The sequence below is a fragment of the Actinomadura fibrosa genome (assembly GCF_900659615.1).
Lineage (GTDB): Bacteria > Actinomycetota > Actinomycetes > Streptosporangiales > Streptosporangiaceae > Spirillospora > Spirillospora fibrosa.
Window position 1 is genome coordinate 1 of record NZ_CAACUY010000164.1, and the last position, 20,692, is coordinate 20,692.

The following is a 20,692-nucleotide window of genomic DNA, read 5'->3' on the forward strand; positions in this document are numbered from 1 at the left end:
CCCTGGCCGCGGCGGCGCTCGGCGCGTGCGCGCCGTCGTCCGGCGGCGAGGCCGGGGCCGGCGCCCCGCTGCCGAGCGCGACGGTGGAGGACGCCGCGTCGTTCGACCTGAACGCGCTGGTCGCCGCGGCGAAGAAGGAGGGCTCCGTCCTCGCCTACGACGGCAGCGGCGACGTCAAGGACATGGCGGAGGCGTTCGAGAAGAAGTACGGCATCAAGGCCGAGGGCGTGAAGTCCAAGGCCGCCGCCACCGCCGAGAAGATGACGCGGGAGGCGCAGGCCGGCAACGTCACCATCGACGTCAGCCTGTTCGAGGACGGGCCGATGCTCGTCGGGCAGCTCCTCCCGCAGCGGATCGTCACCACCTGGATCCCGCCGGACCTCGCCGCCCGCATCGCCGAGAAGAACCGCAACCCGCTGATGATGATCGCCAAGGCGTACGTGTTCGCCTACAACCCCAGGCTCAACCCGGGCGGCTGCCCGGTGAAGAGCCTGTGGGACCTCACCGAGCCGAAGTGGAAGGGCAAGGTGATGATGCAGGACCCGCTGGGCAAGGAGGTCTTCACCCAGTGGTTCACGCAGATGTCGGAGCAGGGCTCCGACAAGCTCGCCGCCGCGTACCAGCAGCTCGGCCGCGGCGAGCTCAAGACGTCCGAGGAGGACGCCGCGCACGAGTGGGTGAAGCGGCTCGCGAAGAACGACCCCGTCCTGACCACCGAGGACGAGGACGTCGCGACCGCCGTCGGCGCCCCCAACCAGACCCGCACCACCATCGGGCTGTTCTCGATCGCCAAGTTCCGCGACCTGGAGGGCAAGGGCTTCAGCATGAAGGTCTGCGAGGGCCTCGCCCCGTGGACCGGGTTCGCGTACCCGAAGTTCGCGACGATCGCGGCGAAGTCCAAGCACCCGAACGCCGCGAAGCTGTTCGTCCACTTCGCGATGGAGAAGGAGGGCTTCGACCTTGAGGCCCACTCCGGCGGCGTGTCCGGCAACGACGCGGTCGGGGTCAGCCCGCACAACCCGCCCGGCCTCACCGACTGGAACGCCCAGCTGTACTGGTTCTCCTCGCAGCAGCTGATCGCCGACTTCCGCGCCCGCCAGGACATCAAGGACTTCTGGCGCGTCAACCACTCCTGACCCGACCCCCGGCGGGCCGCGGGACGCGGCCCGCCGGGCACCACCCCGGAGGAAACCATGGCGGTCGCCGCCTCCACACCGCCGGTGCCACGCGGCCGGCGCGCGCTGTACCGGACCCGCGTGCTCCTGCGAGACCCCACCGTGCTGCTCGGCCTCCTGCTGAGCGCCGTCCTGCTCTACCTCGTCATCGCGCCCCTCGTGTCCGTCGTGTCGGACGCGGCCCGCGTCCAGTACGGCGACGAGGCCCGCTCCGGCCAGGACGCCGGATCGTGGACGGGCTACTACCTGTGGCGGGTGTTCCGCTCGCCGGTCAGCCGCCTGCTGTTCTGGGAGCCGCTGCTCCACACGCTCACGGTCGCGGTCGGCGTGGTCGTGTTCGCGCTCGTCGTCGGCGGCTCGATGGCCTGGCTCGTCACCCGCACCAACGTGCCCGGGCGGAAGTTCCTCGCCGGCGCGCTGGTCGTCCCGTACATGCTGCCGTCCTGGACGTTCGCGCTCGCCTGGCTGTCGCTGTTCAAGAACGAGCGGTCCGGCGGGCAGGTCGGCTACCTCCAGGGCGCCGGCGTCAGCACCCCCGACTGGCTCGCCTACGGGCCGCTGCCGATCATCGTCACGCTCGGGCTGCACTACTACCCGTTCGTGCTGCTGCTGTTCGGCAACGCGCTGCGCCGGATCGACTCCCAGCTGGAGGACTCGGCGCGCATCCTCGGCGCCGGCGGCCGGACGGTCGCCCGCCGCATCACGCTGCCGCTGATGCTGCCGGCGCTGTCGTCGGCGGTCCTGCTCGTCGTCGGCCGCGTCCTCGGGACGTTCGGCACGCCCTACATCCTCGGGCTGCCCAGCGACTACAACGTCCTGTCGACCAGCCTCTACCACGCCATCCGCGACCGCAGCACCGGCGTCGCCTCGACCCTCGCGGGCGTCATCGTGCTGGTCGGCGTCCTCGTCGTGGTCGTCGACACCCGGCTCGTGCGGGAGCAGCGCCGGTTCGTCACGGTCGGCGGCAAGGGCGCGATGGAGCGCCGGAGCGACCTGCGCCGCTGGCGCTGGCCCGCGTTCGGCCTCGGGATGGCGGTGTTCGCCGCGAGCGTCGTCGTGCCCGTGCTGACGCTGCTGCTGTCGACCGTCACCAAGACGCCGGGCGTGTTCAGCCCGGGGAACTTCACCCTCCGATACTGGTTCGGCGCCCACATCGAGGGCGCCGTCGGCTTCCCGCACGGCGTGCTGCGCGGCACCGAGCTGTGGGAGGCCGCCTGGAACAGCCTGCGGATCGTCGGCCTCGCGGCGCTCGTCTGCGGGCTCCTCGGACTGCTGATCGGCTACGTGGTCGTGCGCGGCGCCGGGAGCCGGGTCTCCGCGTTCCTGCGCCAGGTGTCGTTCCTGCCGTACCTGGTGCCGGGCATCGCGTTCGCCGCCGCGTGCCTGTCGCTGTTCGCCGTCCGGCGCGGGCCCATCCCCGCCCTCTACGGGACTATCACGCTGCTCGTGCTCGTGATGGTCGTGACGCACCTGCCGTACTCGTCCCGCTCGGGGATCTCGGCGATGATGCAGCTCGGCCGGGAACCCGAGGAGGCCGCGCAGATCAGCGGGGCCCGCTGGACGACCCGGATGACGCGGATCATCATCCCGATCCAGCGGGGCGCGCTCGTCACCGGCGTCGTGCTGCCGTTCATCTCGGGGCTGAAGGAGCTCAGCATCGTGATCATGCTGACCACCACCGGCACCCAGCTGCTGACCACCCTGTCCATCGGCCTCGTCGACTACGGCTACACCCAGCTCGCCAACGGGGTCGTGCTCGTCATCGCCCTGCTCTCGTTCACCATGACCTACCTGGCCCAGCGGCTCACCAAGAGCAGCCTGGCCTCGGGCATCGGAGGTTGACCATGCCGGCCATCACCCTCAGCGGAGTGGTCAAGACCTACCCCGGCGGCGCCCACCCGGCGGTGCGGGACCTCGACCTGACCGTCCCGGACGGCTCGTTCACCTGCCTGCTCGGCCCGTCCGGCTGCGGCAAGACGACCACCCTGCGCATGATCGCCGGGCTGGAGCAGCCGACCCTCGGCGAGATCGCCGTGGGCGACCGCGTCCTGGACTCGGTGCGGCGCGGCGTCCACGTCCCGCCGGAGAAGCGCGACATGGGGCTGGTGTTCCAGAACTACGCGCTCTGGCCGCACCTCACCGTCCGCGGCAACACCGAGTTCGGGTTGCGGATGCGCAAGGTCCCGGCCGCGCGGCGGAAGACGCGCGCCAAGGAGGCCCTGGAGAAGGTGCGCGTCGCCGAATGCGCGGACCGGTACCCGTCCCAGCTGTCCGGCGGCCAGCAGCAGCGCGTCGCGCTCGCCCGCATGCTCGCCGTCGACCCCGACGTCCTGCTGCTGGACGAGCCGCTGTCCAACCTGGACGCGCGGCTGCGGCTGGAGATGCGGACCGAGCTGAAGCGCATCCACGAGGAGACCGGCGCGACCGTCGTGTTCGTCACCCACGACCAGATGGAGGCCATGACGATGGCCACCCACATCGCGGTCATGTCGGAAGGGGAGCTCCAGCAGGTGGCGCCGCCGATGGAGATGTACGAGCGGCCGGCGAACCGGTTCGTCGCCGAGTTCGTGGGGAGCCCGCCGATGAACATCGTCCCCGTCGGAGCCGACCCGGACGGGCTCGCCGGATCGCTGCGCCGGTACACCGAGAAGCACGCCGGCCCGGGCACGCCCGGATGCGTGGGCGTCCGGCCCGAGGCGCTGAAGCTCGCGCGCTCGCGGGACGAGGTGCCGGACGGGGCCTGGTCGGACGACGCCGTCGTCGAGACCGTCCTGCCGACCGGGTCCAGCTGGACCGTGCAGCTGCGCGTCCTGGACACCGAGATGTTCGCCGTCACCCACGAGGACCCCGAGGCCGGGCCCGGTGACCGGCTCGTCTGCTGGGCGAGCCCCCGGCGCCTGCACCTGTTCGCCGAGGACGGTTCCCGGATGGACGCCTGGGACGACGCCGTCGCCCCGGCCCCGAAGGCCGCCCCCGCGAAGGCGGTGTCGTGAACGCGTCTTTGCGCAGGCCGCGGGCGCTTCTCTTGGACTTCGGCGGCGTCCTGGTCGAGACGTCCGGCCGCGACGGATGGCAGGCGGCACTGGCCAAGGAGGTCAACGCGGCCCTCGCCCGCGCCGGCTTCCGCGACCTGGACACCGCCGCGATCGAGACCGACATCAAGGCCGGGGCCGCCGCGGACAAGGCGTGGAAGAACGCGATGTCCCGCCCGTACGCGCCGCCTGAGATGACCCACGCCGCGTTCTGGGGCGACTACGTCGCCGCCGACTGGCCCGTGCCCGCCCGCCAGGTCGTCGTCGCCCACGCGACGCCGCTGTGCAAGCGGATGGGCGAGCTGCGGCAGGACCGCCGCGTCCGTCCCGGCATGTCCGAGGTGCTGGACGCCGCTGCCCGGTCCGGCATCCCGTGCGCAGTGGTCAGCAACGCGCTGTGCGGCGCCGTGCACCGCGACTTCACCGCCGCGTCGGGTCTGGACGGCAGGCTGGCGCTGGAGGTCTACAGCGACGAGGCCGGCATCCGCAAACCCAACCCCGAGATGATCTGGATCGCCACCCGCGCCCTCGGCGTCGAACCGGCGGACGCCTGGTACGTCGGCGACAACTTCGACCGGGACGTGGTGTGCGGGCACCGCGCGGGCGTCGGCGGGAACGTCCTGATGGTGGCCAAGGGCACCTACGACGTCCCGTACGAGGTCCGGCACCGTCCCGACGCGGTCGTCGAGGACGGGTACGGACTGCTGGAACTGCTCACCGCGACCGAAGGAGACGAATGACCACCGACGTGCCCGCCTCGCGGGAGCTCGCCGGGATCGCCGAGCTCGCCGCCCGCGCCACCGGCGACCGGCTGCGGACGGCCTTCCGGTCGCGTCCCGGGGTCGACCACAAGCGCGACTTCCACGACCCGGTCACCGAGCACGACCGCGCGGCGGAGGAGACCATCCGGGAGGTGCTCGCCAAGGAGACGCCGGGCAGCGCCGTCGTGGGCGAGGAGGGCGGCGCCCAAGGGGAGGACGGCGACCTGCGCTGGTACGTCGACCCCATCGACGGGACCGCCAACTTCGCCGTCGGCCTGCCGTTCTTCTGCGTCTCCATCGGCGCCGTCGCCGACGGCCAGGTCGTCGCGGGTGTCGTGTACGACCCGGTACGGGATGAGATGTTCTCCGCGTCGCTCGACGGCGCGACCTGCAACGGGGACCCGATCCAGAGCAGGGGCGCGACCTGCGACAGGTCCGCGGTGCTCGTCACCGGCTATCCCAACGCGCGGGAGCTGCGCCGCCGCGGTGACGAGGCGCTGCGGCGCTTCGGCCTCATGGTGGACGCGTTCGCGACGCTGCGCCGCCCCGGCAGCGCCGCCCTCACCCTCGCGCACGTCGCCTCCGGATGGAGCGACGCGGCGTACGGGACGTCCGTCAACGCGTGGGACGTCGCGGCGGCGCTGCTCCTCGTCAGGCAGGCCGGCGGGACGTACCTCCCGCTCGGCGGCGAACCCGGTTGCGCCGACTGGGAGGCCCCCGGCTACCTGGCGTGCGTCGGCGGCTTCGACCTCGCCGGCTCCGTGCTCACCCAGGTCGCGGAGATCGCCTCGTGAGCGCCGTCGGGACCCGGACCGTCGAGTGGATCGTCACCGACCTGGACGGCACCCTCGTCGCCCGCGACCTCAGGATCGTCGAGTCGGGCTCGGCCGCGCTGCGCCGCTTCATCGACGCCGGCGGCACCGTCGTCATCGCCACCGGCCGCAGCGAGGAGGCCGCCCTCCCGTACTACCGCGCGCTCGGCCTCACGACCCCGGCGATCCTCTACAACGGGGCGCGTGTCGTCGACCTCAGCACCGGCGCCGTCCTTCACCGGCGCAGCCTGAGCGTCGCCGCGTGGGCGAGGCTCACCATGCTGTTCGCCGAGCTGCCCGCCGGGGTCTGGCCGGCGGTGTTCAGCCGCGGCCGCGTGCACGTCACCGACTCCTCGCCCGCGCTCCGGGACTACGCCGCGCGGGACGGCGTCGCGCTCCACCGGCTCGGCTCGTGGGGCGAGCTGCCGTTCGACGACGTCATCAAGGTCATGCTCGTCTGCGACCGGCCGGAGCTGATGGACCCGGCGGAGGAGGCGGTGTCCGCCGCCGTCCCCGGGGTGACGCTCGTCCGGTCCGAGTCGACCTACCTGGAGGTGCTGCCCGCGGGCGCCACCAAGGGCGCGGCGCTGCGCGAGCTGGCCGCCTCCCGCGGCGTCGCGCTCAGCGACATCGCCGCGATCGGCGACAACCCCAACGACCTCGACATGATCCAGGCGGCGGGCCTCGGCGCCGCGGTCGGCGACGGCGCGGAGAGCGTGCGCGCCGCCGCCGACATCGTCGTCCGCCCGTGCGCCGAGGGCGCCGTGGCCGACCTCGTCGCCCGCGTCCTGCCATGATCCTCACCGTCGTCGGCTGCGCCGGGTCCGTTCCGGGCCCGGACGCCGCCTGCTCCTGCTACCTGCTGGAACACGACGGCTTCCGGCTCCTCCTCGACCTCGGGACGGGCGCGCTCGGCCCCCTCCAGCGCTTCGCCGACCCGTGCGCGATCGACGCCGTGGTCCTCAGCCACCGCCACCGCGACCACTGCTCGGACCTGATGCTGCTCGCCTACCTGCGCGACCGCCGCGGCGCCCCCGGCCGCCTGCCCGTGATCGCACCGGCCGGCACGCAGGCGCACGTCACCGATCCGACACCCCGCGACTACGAACGCGTCCTCGACTGGCGGGACCCGCCCGCGGCGCCGTTCCGGCTCGGCCCCCTGACGATCGAGACGGCGCCGGTACGGCACTCGGTACCGGCGCTCGCCGTCCGCGTCACCGCCGGGGCCGCCAGCCTCACCTACTCCGGAGACACCGGCGAATGCACCGAACTGCTGGACCTGGCACGCGGGACCGGCGTGCTCCTCTGCGAAGCGGCGGCCTCGGTCGAGACCCCCGGCTCGGGGGCGGCGCACCTGACCCCGTCCCAAGCGGCGCACCTGGCGAAGTCGGCGGGCGCCGCGCACCTCGTCCTCACACATTTGCGCCCATGGGCCGACCCGATGGCCGCCCTACGGGAAGCCCGCGGAGTCTACGGCGGCCCGCTCTCCCTGGCAGCGCCAGGTCTGCGCGTCGCCGTCTGAGCCCCTCCGGGAACGGTCACGACTCGGCGCCGGGACGCTCCTGCATGATCCACCGATTGCCGTCGGGATCGGAGAAGAAGGCCATCGTGCTCCACGGCTCGTCGCTGTGCCCGGGCACCTGCTTGCCGTCCTCGAAATGGACGACCTCGCTCAGCGGAGCGCCGCGCCCGGTCAGCTCGGCGTGGACGGCCACGATGTCGGACACCACCAGGGTCAGCCCGCGCTGCGGCTCGTCGCCCTCGACCAGCTGGATCGAGCAGCCGGACCCCGGCGGGGTGAGCTGGACGATGCGCATCCCCCCGGGCACCACCCTGTCGATGTCCACGTTGAAGCCGATCCGCTCGCTGTAGAAGTCCCGCGCGCGGCTCACATCGGAGACGGGAACCTGCACCACCTCAAGCTTCATCTCCACGACGGTCGTCCTCCCGGTGGGCGCAGCATGGTGTAGATCAGCAAGGGCCTGATCGTAGCGTGCGGGTCCGACAAGGCGGCGGATCGCGGATCGCCGCGGACGGGGGTCCGCCGGGTGGCCGGCCGCTCGCGCGACCGGCCACCTCCGCGCGCACCGCGGACGTGCGCTCAGCCGAACAGCGCGACGTACCGGTCCAGGTAGAGCGGCCAGCCCTGGTCGTTGCCGACGGCCTCGGCCAGGGACTGCCAGCCGGGCCCGTGCCGGTCGATGTGCCGGTGCTCCAGCTCCACCCTCGTCCGGGACGGCGACTCCTCGACGAAGCGGACCTCGACCTCGCTGGCGTTCGCGGTGTCGGCCTCGATCTGCCACTGGACGCCGATGTCCCAGGAGAACACCACGCGGGAGGGCGGCTCGTAGACCAGGACCCGCCCCCACCGGCACTCGGTGCCGTCCTCCGCGCGGTCGTAGATGCTCCCGCCGGCCCTCGCCTCGAAGACGGTCTCGGCGATGGGCGCGCCCAGCAGGTTGTGCTCGCGCGGCTTGAAGTCACCGAACCGCTCGGTGAAGACCTTGAAGGCGTGCTCGACCGGCGCGTCGATCACGACGCTCCGGTTCACGGCCGTCTCTGTCATCCCTGCTCCTCGTGCTCGTCCGGAGCGGCCGGGCGGTCCCGCTCGGCCGCGTCCTGGAAACCGGACAGGGCCCGGTCCCAGAACCGGTCGAGCCGATCGCGCAGCGCCGCCACGCCCGCCGGGTTCAGCCGGTAGATCCGGCGGGTCCCCGCGGCGGTCTCGTCCACGAGCCCGGCGTCCTTGAGCACCTTCAGGTGCTGCGACACCGCCGGCCGGCTGACCGGCAGCTCGTCGGCGAGCTCCCGGACCGAGCGCGGACGCTCGGCCAGGGTCGTGACGATCGTCCGCCGCGTCGGATCGCCCAGCGCGCTCCATGCGTCGTCGTCGGATTGGTAAGTGGCCACGAACCGTTAGCCTAGACTTACCAATGCCGGAAACGCAAGGTCTCCTGCCCGCGAGATCCGCGCGATCATGCCCTTCAGATGTGGCTGGGCTCCGGCTCCGATTCGGGCAGTGGGGTCGGCGTGCGGCGGGGGAGTAGGAGCGGGGTGACCAGCAGGAGTACGCCCGCCAGGCCGATGGCCGTGCGCGTGCCGAGCAGGCTGCCCAGCACGCCCCACAGGACGGTCAGGAGCGCGGTGGTGGCCTTGGTCGTCACCGTCCAGGCGGTCAGCGTCCGCGTGACCCGGTCGACGGCGGTGCGTTCGAGGCGGCAGGTGGCGTAGACGGGGTTGAAGACCCCGCAACAGAAGATAAGGCAGAGTTCGACGCCCATCACCAGCAGCAGTCCCGTGGTTCCCGGCCCGACGAAGGCCAGTCCGACGGGCCAGAGCGCGCGGAGCGTCCCCGCCGTGACGAGGACCCGGTGCCGCCCGAACCGGCCGACGAGCGGCCGGGCCAGCCGTGCGCCGAGCAGCCCGCCGACCGCGGGCGCGGCCAGGGCGAGGCCGTACTGCCACGGCGCGAAGCCCAGCCGGCCGAGCATCAGGACGGCCAGCAGCGCGTCCGTGGCCATCACCAGGCCGTTGAACAGGGCGGTGTTGAAGAACAGCGGGCGCAGCGTCGCGTCGGCGAGGATGTACCGCCAGCCGTCGAGCAGGTCCGTGGCGCGCATCCGCGCGGCCTCGCGGCCCTCGGGCTCCGGCTCGTGCCCGCCGATCGCGCGGATGCCCAGGGCCGACAGCAGGTAGCTGATCGCGTCGGCCACCACCGTCGCCACCGGGCCGAGGAGCCCGATCAGCGCGCCGCCCACCGGCGGTCCGACGATCGTGGTCGTCCAGCCCGTGGACTCGAACCGGGCGCTGGCGACGAGCAGGTCCTCGGGCGGCAGCAGCGACTTCAGGTACGCGCCCGAGGCGGCGCGGAACGTGATGTCGGCCGCCGCGGCGACGGCCGACACCAGCAGCAGCTGGACGAACGAGAGCACGCCGAGCGCGAACGCGGCGGGGACCGTCAGCAGGGCCGCGAACCGCACCAGATCCGTCGCGATCAGCACCGGCCGCTTGCGGCGGAACTCCACCCACGGGCCGAGCGGCACCGCCGCGATCGCACCCGCCGCCGCCCCGACACCGGCCAGCGCGGCGACCCGCGCCGGTCCGGCGCCCAGCACCTGGATCGCGATCAGCGGGAACGCGCCGAAGGCCAGCCAGGTGCCCAGCGCGCTGGTCCCGTACGCTGCCCAGAGCCACCCGAACCGCCGTCCCAGCCGGTGCCCGCTCCGCATGCTCCGCCACTCCTCGCCACTCGCCCCGTACAACCGATCCGCGACCAGAAGCATCAAAGCGAGCGCGAGAACTGGAGATCAAACAACTGCCAACGTCGCAGCCACAACTGATGGTTGTGTCGCTAGGGTGCCGGTATGGATCTCGAAGCCGTCCGGACCTTCGTCGCCGCCGCCGGCGCCGGGCAGTTCCAGGAGGCCGCCGCCGAGCTGGCGGTCACCCAGCAGGCCGTCTCCAAGCGCATCGCCGCGCTGGAACGCACCCTCGGCGTGCGGCTGTTCACCCGCACCCCGCGCGGTGCCGAGCTCACCATCGACGGGCAGGCTTTCCTGCCCCACGCCCGCGAGCTGCTGCGCGTCGCCGAGCGCGCGGTCGAGTCCGTGCGCCCCGGCAGCCGTCCGCTGCGCGTCGACGTGCTCGCCTCGCGCAGCGCGGCATCGGGCCTGATGCGGCGCTTCCACCGCGCGCACCCCGAGATCGAGCTCGACGTCGTGACGCTGTTCGACATCGAGACGGCCACCGCCGCGATCCGCTCCGGCGCGATCGACGCCTCCTTCCGCGCCGTCGCCGCGCCCGGCCGGCCCCTGCCCGAGGACATCGAGTCGGTCTGGGTGCTCGACGAGCCGCTCCAGCTCCTCACCGGCCCCGCCCACGCGCTGGTGGGCGCCCGGTCGGTGACCCTCTCCCAGCTCGCCGGGCACCGGATCTGGATGCCCGGCGTCGTCCCCGGTACCGAGTGGGCCGCCTACTACGACGACCTCGTCGCCGAGTTCGGCGTCACCATCGAGGCGACCGGCCCCAACTTCGGCTCCGACGCGCTCCTCGACACCATCGCCGACACCCCGGCCCTGGCCACGTTCATGGGCGGGAACACCCGCCTCGTCTGGCCCGCCGACCACGGCCTGCGCCGCATCCCGGTGACCGACCCGACACCCGTCTACCCGCACTCACTGCTCTGGCACCGGGACAACCCCCACCCGGCGCTCCCGATCCTCCGGGCCCACCTCGCCGCCACCCCCGACACCACCGGGACCTGGGCCCCCGACTGGGCCCTGCGCCGCACAGCGAGCATCAAGGACTGAAGCGGCACGGCACCGTCGGCGAGCCATGCCTGGCCGAACGATACTGGACGAATGTCCCGCCCCATTCTCCTGCTCGATGTCGACGGCGTCCTCAATCCCTTCGGAACCGCCGAGTGCCCGGCGGGATTCACCGAACATGAACTGTTCACGGGAGAGGAACCCGTCCGCCTCTGCCCGGCGCACGGCGAATGGATCAAAGAGCTCCAGGAGGTCTTCGACGTCGCCTGGGCCACGGGCTGGAACGACGAGGCCAACCGCCTGTTGGCTCCGCTCCTGGGCATCGAGCCACTGCCGGTGGTCCCGATGCCGCCGATTCCCTTCCATCCCCGTGAGAAAGTGCCGGCGGTCGCCCGGTTCGCCGGCCGGCGCCCCGCCGTCTGGATGGACGACCTCCACACGCCGGAGGCCCGGGAATGGAGCATCGCCCGCGAGCAGGCCACCCTCCTCATCCCTATCGACCCCACCGAGGGCCTGACCCGAAGCGCCGTCGTCCGCGCGATCATGTGGTGGACGGCGCCACCGTAGCTACACGAGCCGCCGACGTCCGGCGGGCATCCCCTTGAGCACGCCAAGCCTCCGCAGCCAATTGACGTACCAGTCGCCGAAGTCGAGGCCGGGAATCAGCCCCCGCTCTCCTCGGACCTCGTCACGCCAGACCTGCCCGCTGGCAGAGCCGGTCACGACCAACCGAAAGTAAGTCCCGTGGCCGAGCTCGGCCAGGATCATCGATCCGGTGAGCACTTCGTCGTAGTGATCCTCCTCGTCGAGGTCCTCGAAGTACTCCGCGGGCACGCGACTGGTGAACGGGAACGGTGTGGCCAGGTATCGGGGGGCGTAGACGCCGCGGTCGGCCCACCGGACGGAGCGGCGGAGTGGCCACAGGCCGTGGCCCGGGCCGCCGTCGCCGACGCGCAGGACGAAGTCGCGATACGCGTCGGGCAGGCGGACATCGAGACGCCGTTCCAGGTCGAGGACCTCATCCGGCCGGCACGGCCTTCCCAGCCTGCCCTTTTCTCCGAGTTCGGTGAGAGCGGCGAGGATTACGTGCCGATTCCACATCCAATCCATTCCGCGTGCTTCTCTGTGGTGAGTTCGCGACCTTGCTCGTGAGCATACGCCGACCGATGGTGGATCTCTGGGGCATTGATCAATGCGGTCGGCTCCGGAATGCTGGGAATCCGGGAACTCGGCGGGTGGGGTCGGCGTCATAGGGGAGTCGCGTCACTTCGGTCGAGCGCCGCTGGGGCAGTCTGGCCATGTTGAACGTTCCTCTGGACGAGTCCTTCCGCTTCATCCACGAGCCGCTCCGCACGGTGGAGGGCGCCATTCCGCTGCTCGGGAACCAGGGGCTCGCGGACACGCTCAAGGAGCGGATCGTCTACTCGCGCGGCGGCACCTTCCTGGTGGCGGGTTTCCGGGGGGTCGGGAAGACGACGCTGGTCGTGCGCGCGCTGGAGGAGATCGCGCGGAAGCGGCCCGCGGACGAGCAGATCCTGCCGGTCGTGCTGAGCGTCGCGCGTCCGATGTCGACCGAGCAACTGCTGTTCGCGGTGGTGCGCCGGGTGTTCGAGGCGCTGGACGACGCCAGGATCCTGCGTGCGCTGCCGAGCGACACGAAGAGGTCGCTGCTGCTGGCCTACATGCGCACCTCGCTGTCCTTCAAGGAGACGCGCTCGGACGCCTCCGAGCGGGCCACGTCGGTGGACCTCAACGTGAGCGCGCCCGGACAGAAGCTGCTGGGCGCGGTGGGCCTCCAGTTGCCCAAGGCGGGGCTGTCGAACAAGCGGACCCGGTCCCTGGCGACCGAGGCGGCGTTCCTCGCGTACTCCGAGACCGACGCCGAGCACGACATGATGCGCATCGTGCGGCTCCTGTCGGAGCAGCCGCGCGTCCGCGAGCCGCGGCGCGGGTTGCTCGGCCGGGTGTCGCGCCGCAGGCGCCGCGGCCGGTCCCCGGTCGTCCACCTGGTGGTCGTGCTGGACGAGGTCGACAAGCTCACCGCCACGCAGAAGGGCATCGCCGAGGTCGAGTCCCTGCTGGCGGGCATGAAGAACGTCATCACCATGAGCGGCGCCCACTACATCGTCGTCGCGGGCCCCGAGCTCCAGGACCATGTGCTCATGGACGCCGGGCGCGGCAACGGCGTCTACGAGAGCATCTTCGCCTGGCGGCTCTACGTGCCCTGCAACTGGTCCGCGCCGAAACGCCTGCTGGACGGGCTCGTCCAGCGGCCGCGCGACCACGAGAGCCTCGAACGGCTGGAGAGGTTCGAGCGCTACCTGCGCTTCAAGGCGCGCGGCGTGCCGCGCCGCCTGCTCCACGAGTTCAACTCGTTCGTGACCTGGCGCGCGGGACGGCCATGGCTGCGGGTGGAGCGCGCGGACTGGGACAGGATCGCCTTCTACGCCTGGCTTGAGGACACCGTCGACGGCTTCTTCACCGCGACGACGCAGCACAAGCTCCTGCCCGTCCCGATCGACCGGGACCGGTGGATGCTCGGCGCCTACTACGTCGTGGACTGGATCCTGCGCGGGGAGGGGCGCCAGCCGTTCACCGCGGCCGACATCATGCGCGCGATCGAGGACAACGAGCTCGATCCGCTGCTGCGCATCGCCGCGGACACCGTCGAGGCGCTGCTCGACCACCTGAAGGCCGGGGACGTCCTGGAACTGGTGCGCAGCGCCAGCGCCACCTCGACGATGATGGCCGACGTGTCGGAGTCGCGGCTGCCCGTCTACCGGCTCGCCGAGTCGGCCAAGCGGCGGCTGGTCGGGATCGCCGTGTCGAACGAGGCGGAGCGCGCGGGCCTGGAGCTGCCGATGGCGCCGCGGCCGATGCGGCCGGAGCGGGCCGAGGCGCGCTACGCGCGGCTGGACGAGCGCTACGAGCTCCGCGGCTTCCTCGGCCAGGGCGGGTCGAGCACCGTGTACGAGGGCTTCGACCTGATCCTCCAGCGCCGCGTCGCCGTCAAGGTCCTGCGCGACGTGCGGGGCGGCGGGGACGGCGCGGCGCTGCAACGCTTCCTGCGCGAGGCCAAGCTCACCGCCGGCCTCAACCACGCCAACATCGTCAGCGTCCATGAGGTGGTCACGCACGGGCCGGACCTGGCGATCGTGATGGAGCTGGTCGAGGGCGAGCTGCTCAGCGCGCGGCTGGAGGGCGGGCGGCGGCTGCCGCTGCACGAGATGATCCAGACCGCCGTGACGATGACGACCGCGCTCGCCTACCTGGAGCACAAGGGGCTGGCGCGCATCGACATCAAGCCCGCGAACATCGTCATGAACCCGCAGCGCGGCCCCGTGATCATCGATCTCGGCATCGCGCGGCACGTCCTGCCGTCCGCCGACAGCTGGACGACCCGGCCGGGCAGCGGCATGATCGGGACGCCCGCCTACATGGCCCCGGAGCAGATCAACGGCGAGGTCCCCGACATCCGCGCCGACATCTTCGCGCTGGGCCTGACCCTCTACACCTGCGCCAACGGCCGCAACCCCTACGCGGGGGACCCGCTGCCCCGGGTGGTCCAGCGCATCCTCAACGAGGACCCGGACGTCTCGGTCCTGCCGGTCTCGGCGGAACTGCGCGCGATCATCGCGCGTGCGCTCGCCCGCGACCGGGACCTCCGCTTCCAGCACCCGCAGGCCATGCTGGACGCTCTGCTGGCCACCCCGGAATGGGCCGGACGGGCCCGGGTCTACGGCGCGGAGGAGGTGGCGCCGGACGACACCGGTCCCCGAGGGCGGCACGCCTGGCCACCGGCCTACACCCGCGAGACACCGGTCGGAGAGTCCGGTTCGTCCTGGGAGGACGCGGCGGAGAACTGGACCGAGAACTACGGGCACAAGGCCGGGGGGGCCGAGCGGTCCGGCAACGGGCACGGCCCCGCCGGCAACGGTCACGGGCCTTCCGCTGCCGGGACGGACTCGTCCGGGGCGGAGGGGAACGGCCGCCGTCCCAAAGAGCGGAGCTCGCTGACCACGCGTGTTCTCGCCGCCCGGCTCGGCAAGTCACCGAGGGCCGTGCGACGGATGGTCACGATGGGGCGGATACCCGCCGAGCGCACCAAGACGGGTTACCGATTCCTGTGGGAGGACGTGCAGGCGGCCCTGGAAGTGACACGCCACGACGCCGTCCCGTCCGGTGAGCACGGGAAGGACGCTCGTGCGCGCACGGAGCCGCTGGCCGGCCCGTCCCTGCCGATCGAGCCATCGGAGAAGCCGTCCGACGCCGATTGAGCCGAGCGCGCCGGCAACATGACGCCGTGAGGGGCGGGGCCGCGGATCCCGGGGGTGCCGCCGGGATCCGCGGGCCGGGGGTCAGGCGAAGAACTGGTCGTCGGGACGGGTGGCGATCGCGGTGGTGAGCCGGTTGGTGTAGTTGAAGAAGGCGGCCACCTCGATGACCTCCAGGATCTGCGCGTCGTCCAGGCCGTGCCCGCGCAGCCCGTCGAGGTCGGCGTCGGTGAGGGCGGTCGGGGTGCGGGTGAGCTTCACGGCGAGGTCGACCAGTGCCTGCTCGCGCGGGCTCAGGTCCACCAGGTGGTGGTCGTCGGCGAGGCGGTGGGCCCGCTCCTTGTCGCCGAGCGCCTTGGCCAGCCCGACGCGGTGGTTGGCGACGCAGTACCCGCAGCCGTTCTCGTGCGAGACCACGACGGCGATGATCTCGCGTTCCTGGATGGTCAGGCCGCCCTGGCGGGGATCCCAGAGCGTCTTGTAGAAGTCGAGCAGCCGCTTGATGGTGGCCGGGTTGGCCGACAGGGTGCTCAGCCAGTTCGGCACATACCCGTAGGTCCTCTCGGCGTCCGCCCACAGCGCCTCGACGTCGGCGGGGAGCGACGCGCGCTCCGGGACGTCCAACCGGGACAGGCGTGGCGGCGACAGCACTTCGGCGGTCATCGGGGCTCCTTCCGGACGAATCAATTCTATGTATAACCTACTCATATACTAGGAAACATCCCGCCGACAAGGGGAGACCGATGAGCCTGACCGAGACGACCGCGGCCCCGCCCGTCCTCGACGACACCGGGGCGGTCGAGGCCGCCCGCGCCTTCGCCGCCCGGATCGCGCCCGGCGCGGTCGAGCGGGACCGCGAGGGCCGGCACCCGGCCGCCGAACTGGACGACCTGGCCGCCACCGGGCTGCTGGCCGTCTCCGTCCCGCGCGAGCACGGGGGCGGCGGCGTCGCGGCGAGCACGGTCGGCGAGGTGTTCCGGACGATCGCCGTCGCCGACCCCTCGGTGGCGCAGCTCGTCCTGGCGCACTTCGTGCTCCTGGCGCTGCTCGGCGAGGCGGGCTCGGACGAGCAGAAGGAGTTCTTCTACGGGCAGGTGGCCGGCGGCGCGCGGATCGGCAACGCGACCGCCGAGCGCGGCACCAAGCACGTCTTCGACCGGCTGACCACCGTGACCCCCGACCCCGCGGGCGGGTACCGGCTGAACGGCCGCAAGTACTACACCACCGGCGCGCTCGGGGCCCGCTGGATCGGCGTGGCCGCCTCGGTGGACGGCGACCAGAGCCTGCCGGTCACCGCGTTCGTCGAGGGCGGCGCCGAGGGCGTGGAGTTCGCGGACGACTGGACGGCGTTCGGGCAGCGCGCCACCGCCAGCGGCTCGATCGTGTTCGACGGCGTGCACGTCCCGGCGGACCGCGTCCTGCACCTGGGCCCGGTCCCCGCGGACCCGCCGCCGCTGCTCCTGGGCGCCTACGACCAGCTGCTGCACCTGGCCATCGACGTGGGCATCGCGCGGGCGGCGCTGGAGGAGGGCGCCGCGTTCGTCCGGGACCGCTCGCGTCCCTGGTTCGAGTCGGGCGTGGACAGGGTGTCGGACGAGCCGCACGTCGTCCTGCGCTTCGGCCGCCTGACGACCCTGCTGCACGCGCTGGAGGCGTTGCTTGAGCGCGGCGGCCGGGCCGTGGACGCCGCCCTGGCCGCACCGGAGCTGACCGCCGCCAACACCGCCGCCGCGTCCCTGGCGGTCGCCGAGGCCAAGGCGTACGCGCAAGAGGTCGCGGTGCAGATCGCCACGGACGTCCTGGAACTGGCCGGTACCAGCGCCGTCGACGCCCGCCACGGCCTGGACCGGCACTGGCGCAACGTCCGCACCCACTCCCTCCACGATCCCGCCCGCTGGAAGTACGTCCACATCGGCAACCACACCCTCAACGGGATCAACCCGCCGCGCTACCCCCTCATCTAGGACGACCCGGGCGAGGCTCCGGTGACAGACCGCCGGAGCCTCGCCCGCCTGGGCCGCCCAGTGCAGTAACACCTGTCCCATAGGCCACCGCTGTCGGGCAGGCGGGAGCTAGCCCGCCGCGGAGCGCGCCGGGGAGGATGCGTTGCGTCGCTTCACGGTCCGAGTCGGTCGGGAGGTCGGGTGTCGCTGGGGGAGTGGCGTCACGGGCGGGTGCATCCCGGCTCGTTCGGGACGCCGGCGACCGTCCCGGCCGGGTGACGGTGGGCGCGCGCCGGCGACTGCTCGTCTTCGCGACGGCGACCGCGGTGCTGGCGGTCGCCGAAGGGCTCGTGGCCTGGCGGGCGGACGTCGGGTGGTGGACGCTCACCACGGCCGTGCTGGCGGTGCCGCCCCTCATCGTCACCCTGCTGGGCTGGTGGGAACGGTCGGCCGCCGCCGCGGGCACCTCCGCCGACCGCGCCGACCGGGCCGCGCGGACGCTGGCCGAGCTCGTCGAGGCCCAGTGGGACGCCGAGGTCCGGACGCGCCGCCTGGACGACCCGGCACCGCTCGCCATGGCCTGGCGGCTGACCGACCGTCCCGTCATGGACCACCTGGAACTCGTCGATCCGGGACGCCGCCTGGCCAGGAGGTTCACCGGGCGGACCCGGGTCTTCGGCCGGTCCGACCGGCTGGCGGAACTGGCCGACCGGTTCCGCGGCCTGCCGCGGCGCAGGCTGGTCATCCTGGGCGGCCCGGGCATGGGCAAGTCGACCCTGGCGATTCTCCTGCTCCTCGAACTGCTGCGCTCGCGCGTCCCCGCCGACCCGGTGCCGGTGATGTTCACCGTCTCCGGCTGGGACCCCGCCCGGCGTCCGCTGACGGACTGGCTCACCGACCAGCTCGCCGCCTACCCGGCCCTCGACGCGCCGGAGTTCGGCCGGGACATGGCCCGGACGCTGATCGAGCGCGGCCGCGTCCTGCCCGTCATCGACGGCCTGGACGAGGCCTGCGGCCGGTCCGAGGCCGACGTCCTGGCCGCGCTCGACGGCGGACCGGCCGGCGTGGGCCCCGCGATCATCACCTGCCGCACCGGCGAGTACGCCGCCATGGTGGACCGCGCACGCGGCCGGGTGCTCCGCGGCGCCGCCGTCATCGAACCCCTGCCGATCCTGGTCGAACGCGTCGACGCCTACCTGCGGTCCTGCCTGCCGCCCACCCGGCGTGCCCACTGGGACGGCGTGCTGGCCGCGGTGACCGCCGAACCGGACGGACCGCTGGCCCGAGCCCTGTCCGCGCCGCTCGTCCTGTGGCTGCTGCGCGTGGTCTACATCGAGGGCGACCGCGACCCGGCGGAGCTGCTCGACACCGAGCGGTTCCCCACCGAGGCCGCGATCACCGACCATCTGCTCGGCCACCTCGTCCGCGCCCGCGCCGACGGTCCGCGCCCCCACGGCCGGCCCGCCCGGTGGGCACCGGCCGACGTCGAGCGCTGGCTCGGGTTCCTGGCCCGCCATCTGTCCGCCCACGGCACCCGCGACCTGGCCTGGTGGCACCTCTGCCGCCTCGTCCCGCGCCGCTCGTTCAAGATCGGCGCGGGCGTCGTCCTGGGCCTCGTGGTCGCGGTCACCAACTGCCTGCTCAACCTGCCGCTGCATCCGCCGGGCGCGTCGGCGGTGTCCGGGACGCTGAACGGCCTGGTGTTCGGCGTGGTGAGCGGCCTGCTCATCGAACCGGACGGTGCGCGCCGGCGCGCCCGCCCCGAGCCCGTGCCGCTGCTGGGCGACCTCGTCCAGGGCGCCGTGCTCGGCGCGGTGGCGGGCCCGCCCGCCGGCCTCCTGCTGCACGTCCTGCGCCTGATGCCGACGGGGATCGAGGCGACGCTGCTCAAAGGCCTCTACCACGGGCTGACCATCGGGGCGATCTGCGGGCTGCGGCCAGCGCTCACCGCCCTGTTCCCCGCCTTCCCCGGCGACTGCGGCCTGCGGTTGCGCGGCAAGAGCCGCCTCCTCGCCACCGAGCTCCGGGCCGGGCTCGTCGTGGGCCTGCCCTGCGGGACGGTGCTGGGACTGGGCTTCCTGCCCTGGCTGCTGTCCTTCCTCCCGTTCGGGCCGGCCGCGTTCCTGGCGGCGGCGCAGATCGGGCTGGGCCTCGGCGTCGTCATCGGCCTCGTCATCGGACTCGCGGCGGCCCTGGGAGCCCCCCTCGCGGACGCGCCGCCGCTCGACCTCCCCGGCGCCCTGCGCCGCGACCTCCAGCTGACGACGGTGCAGGTCGTGGGCGTCGGCGTCTTCCTGCTGCCCGTCCTGGTGCTGCTGACCGGCGGTTCGGCGATGCGCATCCCCGCGGTCTTCCTGGTGGTGCTCGGGACGACCAGGCTGAGCGCGATCTACGGCATCACCGTCACCATCCTCTGGATCCGGCGCCGTCTCCCTTGGCGGCTCATGCGCTTCCTCCAGGACGCCCACCGGGACGGGCTCGTCCGCCAGGTTGGCCCCATCTACCAGTTCCGCCATGCCGCACTCCAGGACCTCCTCGCCGCCCGCCCCGACCGATGATCGGTTCGATGACCGTCGAGTCGGTCGAGGCGGCGCGGCGCGGCGCGGCGCCGTGCCGGGTCAGGGACGCTGGAAGGGCGCGCTGACGACCGCGGTGGACAGAAGGGCGGTCAGGTACGTCTCAGGGGGACCGCCTCGCCACTTCACGACCCACTTCGTCCCCAGATAGCGGTAGGTTCCCGGGGTTAGGATGATCTCCAGGCGGCCCGGGTTTTGGGCGTCCCCGTTGGACCGGACGAGCGCGATCCCCCGGCGTCCGAGCGCGTCCCGCTCGCCGGCGCCGCGCACGAGGTCGACGCCGGGGACCGTGGCGAGCGTCTGGAAGAGCGCGGCCCGCAGCGCGGGCGGAAGGGCCATGCGCAGCAGGCGCCCGATGCGGTCGAAGACGAGCTGGTCGGGTGGGCCCTTCTCGACGGGGGTCTCGCCCGTGCCGTGGACTACGTCGGAGTACAGCCGCTTGCGAAGGGCGGACGGGTCGGTCGGCAGGGCGCGGACGTCGGCGCGCGGTCGGCGGTCGGTGTCCTGATGCCGGCTCAGAAGGCTTCGCGGCAGGTGCGATCCAGGGGTGCAACGGCTGCCGTGCAGGTCGAGCCCGCCGGCCATGCCGGCCATCGAGCCGTCGGGCCGGAACCATGCCTCGTTGCACTGCCGCGACGCGGGCCCGGTGCTCAGGTAGACCGCCAGTTCGCGGACGTAGCGGTAGGCGCCCGGCGCCACCGGCGGTTCGCCGCGGGCGGTCACCGCGGCGTCCCGCAGCACCTCGGCGGCCGCGGCCGAGGCCGTCCCGGTCCGGCCCGGGACTCCGATCTGCGCCACGATGATCGCGGCGAGATCGGAAGAGCACACGTCTGAACTCCAGTCACTAAGAGG

General features: G+C 72.8%; 19 protein-coding genes. 12 read left to right on the forward strand and 7 right to left on the reverse strand.

Features of this window, described 5'->3' with window-relative positions:
* The 7 genes from E1300_RS34950 to E1300_RS34980 all read left to right on the forward strand — a co-directional run.
* On the forward strand, window positions 1–1,136 hold a 1,136-nt coding region (locus E1300_RS34950; RefSeq protein WP_131761393.1), incomplete at its 5' end, for an ABC transporter substrate-binding protein.
* 57 nt (window positions 1,137–1,193) lie between these two features.
* Window positions 1,194–3,017, forward strand: a complete 1,824-nt coding sequence (locus E1300_RS34955; protein WP_131761394.1) for an ABC transporter permease — start codon at window positions 1,194–1,196, stop codon at window positions 3,015–3,017.
* A gap of 2 nt (window positions 3,018–3,019) precedes the next feature.
* Window positions 3,020–4,168 carry an ABC transporter ATP-binding protein gene (locus E1300_RS34960; protein WP_131761395.1) on the forward strand — a complete coding sequence of 383 codons (1,149 nt, stop codon included), beginning with the start codon at window positions 3,020–3,022 and terminating at the stop codon, window positions 4,166–4,168.
* Window positions 4,165–4,947: an HAD family hydrolase gene (locus tag E1300_RS34965; protein WP_242619579.1), complete on the forward strand. Its 783-nt coding sequence runs from the start codon at window positions 4,165–4,167 to the stop codon at window positions 4,945–4,947. The genes E1300_RS34960 and E1300_RS34965 overlap by 4 nt, the downstream gene beginning before the upstream one ends.
* Entirely contained in the window at window positions 4,944–5,762 is an 819-nt protein-coding gene (locus tag E1300_RS34970; protein WP_131761396.1) for an inositol monophosphatase family protein, read from the forward strand. Before E1300_RS34965 ends, E1300_RS34970 begins: the two co-directional genes overlap by 4 nt.
* Window positions 5,759–6,577 carry a Cof-type HAD-IIB family hydrolase gene (locus E1300_RS34975; RefSeq protein ID WP_131761397.1) on the forward strand — a complete coding sequence of 273 codons (819 nt, stop codon included), beginning with the start codon at window positions 5,759–5,761 and terminating at the stop codon, window positions 6,575–6,577. The genes E1300_RS34970 and E1300_RS34975 overlap by 4 nt, the downstream gene beginning before the upstream one ends.
* Window positions 6,574–7,302: an MBL fold metallo-hydrolase gene (locus E1300_RS34980; RefSeq protein ID WP_131761398.1), complete on the forward strand. Its 729-nt coding sequence runs from the start codon at window positions 6,574–6,576 to the stop codon at window positions 7,300–7,302. Before E1300_RS34975 ends, E1300_RS34980 begins: the two co-directional genes overlap by 4 nt.
* A 16-nt stretch (window positions 7,303–7,318) precedes the next feature.
* Here the strand turns inward: E1300_RS34980 and E1300_RS34985 are convergent, their stop codons facing one another.
* The 4 genes from E1300_RS34985 to E1300_RS35000 all read right to left on the reverse strand — a co-directional run bounded on the left by E1300_RS34985 (window position 7,319) and on the right by E1300_RS35000 (window position 10,009).
* Window positions 7,319–7,708: a VOC family protein gene (locus E1300_RS34985; RefSeq protein ID WP_242619580.1), complete on the reverse strand. Its 390-nt coding sequence runs from the start codon at window positions 7,706–7,708 to the stop codon at window positions 7,319–7,321.
* 173 nt (window positions 7,709–7,881) lie between these two features.
* On the reverse strand, window positions 7,882–8,346 hold the full coding sequence (locus tag E1300_RS34990) for an SRPBCC family protein (RefSeq protein ID WP_131761400.1): 465 nt from the start codon (window positions 8,344–8,346) through the stop codon (window positions 7,882–7,884).
* Entirely contained in the window at window positions 8,343–8,690 is a 348-nt protein-coding gene (locus E1300_RS34995) for an ArsR/SmtB family transcription factor (protein WP_207400123.1), read from the reverse strand. Before E1300_RS34995 ends, E1300_RS34990 begins: the two co-directional genes overlap by 4 nt.
* 74 nt (window positions 8,691–8,764) lie before the next feature.
* Window positions 8,765–10,009: an MFS transporter gene (locus E1300_RS35000; RefSeq protein WP_131761401.1), complete on the reverse strand. Its 1,245-nt coding sequence runs from the start codon at window positions 10,007–10,009 to the stop codon at window positions 8,765–8,767.
* A 135-nt stretch (window positions 10,010–10,144) separates the two neighbouring features.
* Here E1300_RS35000 and E1300_RS35005 point away from each other — a divergent pair, with 135 nt between their 5' ends.
* Together E1300_RS35005 and E1300_RS35010 are read left to right on the forward strand one after the other, a co-directional pair.
* On the forward strand, window positions 10,145–11,089 hold the full coding sequence (locus tag E1300_RS35005; protein ID WP_131761402.1) for a LysR family transcriptional regulator: 945 nt from the start codon (window positions 10,145–10,147) through the stop codon (window positions 11,087–11,089).
* Between the two features lie 51 nt (window positions 11,090–11,140).
* The gene (locus E1300_RS35010) at window positions 11,141–11,614 is read left to right on the forward strand and encodes an HAD domain-containing protein (RefSeq protein ID WP_131761403.1); all 474 of its coding nucleotides are present in this window, start codon (window positions 11,141–11,143) and stop codon (window positions 11,612–11,614) included.
* Here the strand turns inward: E1300_RS35010 and E1300_RS35015 are convergent, their stop codons facing one another.
* Window positions 11,615–12,157, reverse strand: a complete 543-nt coding sequence (locus E1300_RS35015; RefSeq protein ID WP_165503129.1) for an SMI1/KNR4 family protein — start codon at window positions 12,155–12,157, stop codon at window positions 11,615–11,617. It abuts the gene before it with no gap.
* 188 nt (window positions 12,158–12,345) lie between these two features.
* On the opposite strand from E1300_RS35015, the gene E1300_RS35020 reads away from it, so the two are divergent.
* The gene (locus tag E1300_RS35020) at window positions 12,346–15,324 is read left to right on the forward strand and encodes a protein kinase domain-containing protein (protein ID WP_131761405.1); all 2,979 of its coding nucleotides are present in this window, start codon (window positions 12,346–12,348) and stop codon (window positions 15,322–15,324) included.
* An 81-nt stretch (window positions 15,325–15,405) separates the two neighbouring features.
* Here the strand turns inward: E1300_RS35020 and E1300_RS35025 are convergent, their stop codons facing one another.
* Window positions 15,406–15,984, reverse strand: coding sequence for a peroxidase-related enzyme (locus E1300_RS35025; RefSeq protein ID WP_165503130.1), 579 nt, complete (start codon window positions 15,982–15,984; stop codon window positions 15,406–15,408).
* An 80-nt stretch (window positions 15,985–16,064) separates the two neighbouring features.
* Here E1300_RS35025 and E1300_RS35030 point away from each other — a divergent pair, with 80 nt between their 5' ends.
* The gene (locus E1300_RS35030) at window positions 16,065–17,285 is read left to right on the forward strand and encodes an SfnB family sulfur acquisition oxidoreductase (RefSeq protein WP_207400124.1); all 1,221 of its coding nucleotides are present in this window, start codon (window positions 16,065–16,067) and stop codon (window positions 17,283–17,285) included.
* Between the two features lie 254 nt (window positions 17,286–17,539).
* Window positions 17,540–19,822 (forward strand): NACHT domain-containing protein, encoded by a 2,283-nt coding sequence (locus tag E1300_RS35035; RefSeq protein WP_131761407.1) that lies wholly within the window; start codon window positions 17,540–17,542, stop codon window positions 19,820–19,822.
* 60 nt (window positions 19,823–19,882) lie between these two features.
* Here E1300_RS35035 and E1300_RS54360 read toward each other — a convergent pair whose 3' ends face one another.
* On the reverse strand, window positions 19,883–20,668 hold the full coding sequence (locus E1300_RS54360) for a CU044_5270 family protein (RefSeq protein WP_131761408.1): 786 nt from the start codon (window positions 20,666–20,668) through the stop codon (window positions 19,883–19,885).
* Window positions 20,669–20,692: the final 24 nt, after the last annotated feature.

Excerpts from the sequence above, each read along its gene's own strand:
- E1300_RS34955 (WP_131761394.1), top strand. The coding sequence starts at position 1,194 with ATGGCGGTCGCCGCCTCCACACCGCCGGTGCCACGCGGCCGGCGCGCG.
- E1300_RS34960 (WP_131761395.1), top strand. The coding sequence starts at position 3,020 with ATGCCGGCCATCACCCTCAGCGGAGTGGTCAAGACCTACCCCGGCGGC.
- E1300_RS34970 (WP_131761396.1), top strand. The coding sequence starts at position 4,944 with ATGACCACCGACGTGCCCGCCTCGCGGGAGCTCGCCGGGATCGCCGAG.
- E1300_RS34980 (WP_131761398.1), top strand. The coding sequence starts at position 6,574 with ATGATCCTCACCGTCGTCGGCTGCGCCGGGTCCGTTCCGGGCCCGGAC.
- E1300_RS34985 (WP_242619580.1), bottom strand. The coding sequence starts at position 7,708 with ATGAAGCTTGAGGTGGTGCAGGTTCCCGTCTCCGATGTGAGCCGCGCG.
- E1300_RS34990 (WP_131761400.1), bottom strand. The coding sequence starts at position 8,346 with ATGACAGAGACGGCCGTGAACCGGAGCGTCGTGATCGACGCGCCGGTC.
- E1300_RS35000 (WP_131761401.1), bottom strand. The coding sequence starts at position 10,009 with ATGCGGAGCGGGCACCGGCTGGGACGGCGGTTCGGGTGGCTCTGGGCA.
- E1300_RS35005 (WP_131761402.1), top strand. The coding sequence starts at position 10,145 with ATGGATCTCGAAGCCGTCCGGACCTTCGTCGCCGCCGCCGGCGCCGGG.
- E1300_RS35010 (WP_131761403.1), top strand. The coding sequence starts at position 11,141 with ATGTCCCGCCCCATTCTCCTGCTCGATGTCGACGGCGTCCTCAATCCC.
- E1300_RS35015 (WP_165503129.1), bottom strand. The coding sequence starts at position 12,157 with ATGGATTGGATGTGGAATCGGCACGTAATCCTCGCCGCTCTCACCGAA.
- E1300_RS35020 (WP_131761405.1), top strand. The coding sequence starts at position 12,346 with ATGTTGAACGTTCCTCTGGACGAGTCCTTCCGCTTCATCCACGAGCCG.
- E1300_RS35025 (WP_165503130.1), bottom strand. The coding sequence starts at position 15,984 with ATGACCGCCGAAGTGCTGTCGCCGCCACGCCTGTCCCGGTTGGACGTC.
- E1300_RS35030 (WP_207400124.1), top strand. The coding sequence starts at position 16,065 with ATGAGCCTGACCGAGACGACCGCGGCCCCGCCCGTCCTCGACGACACC.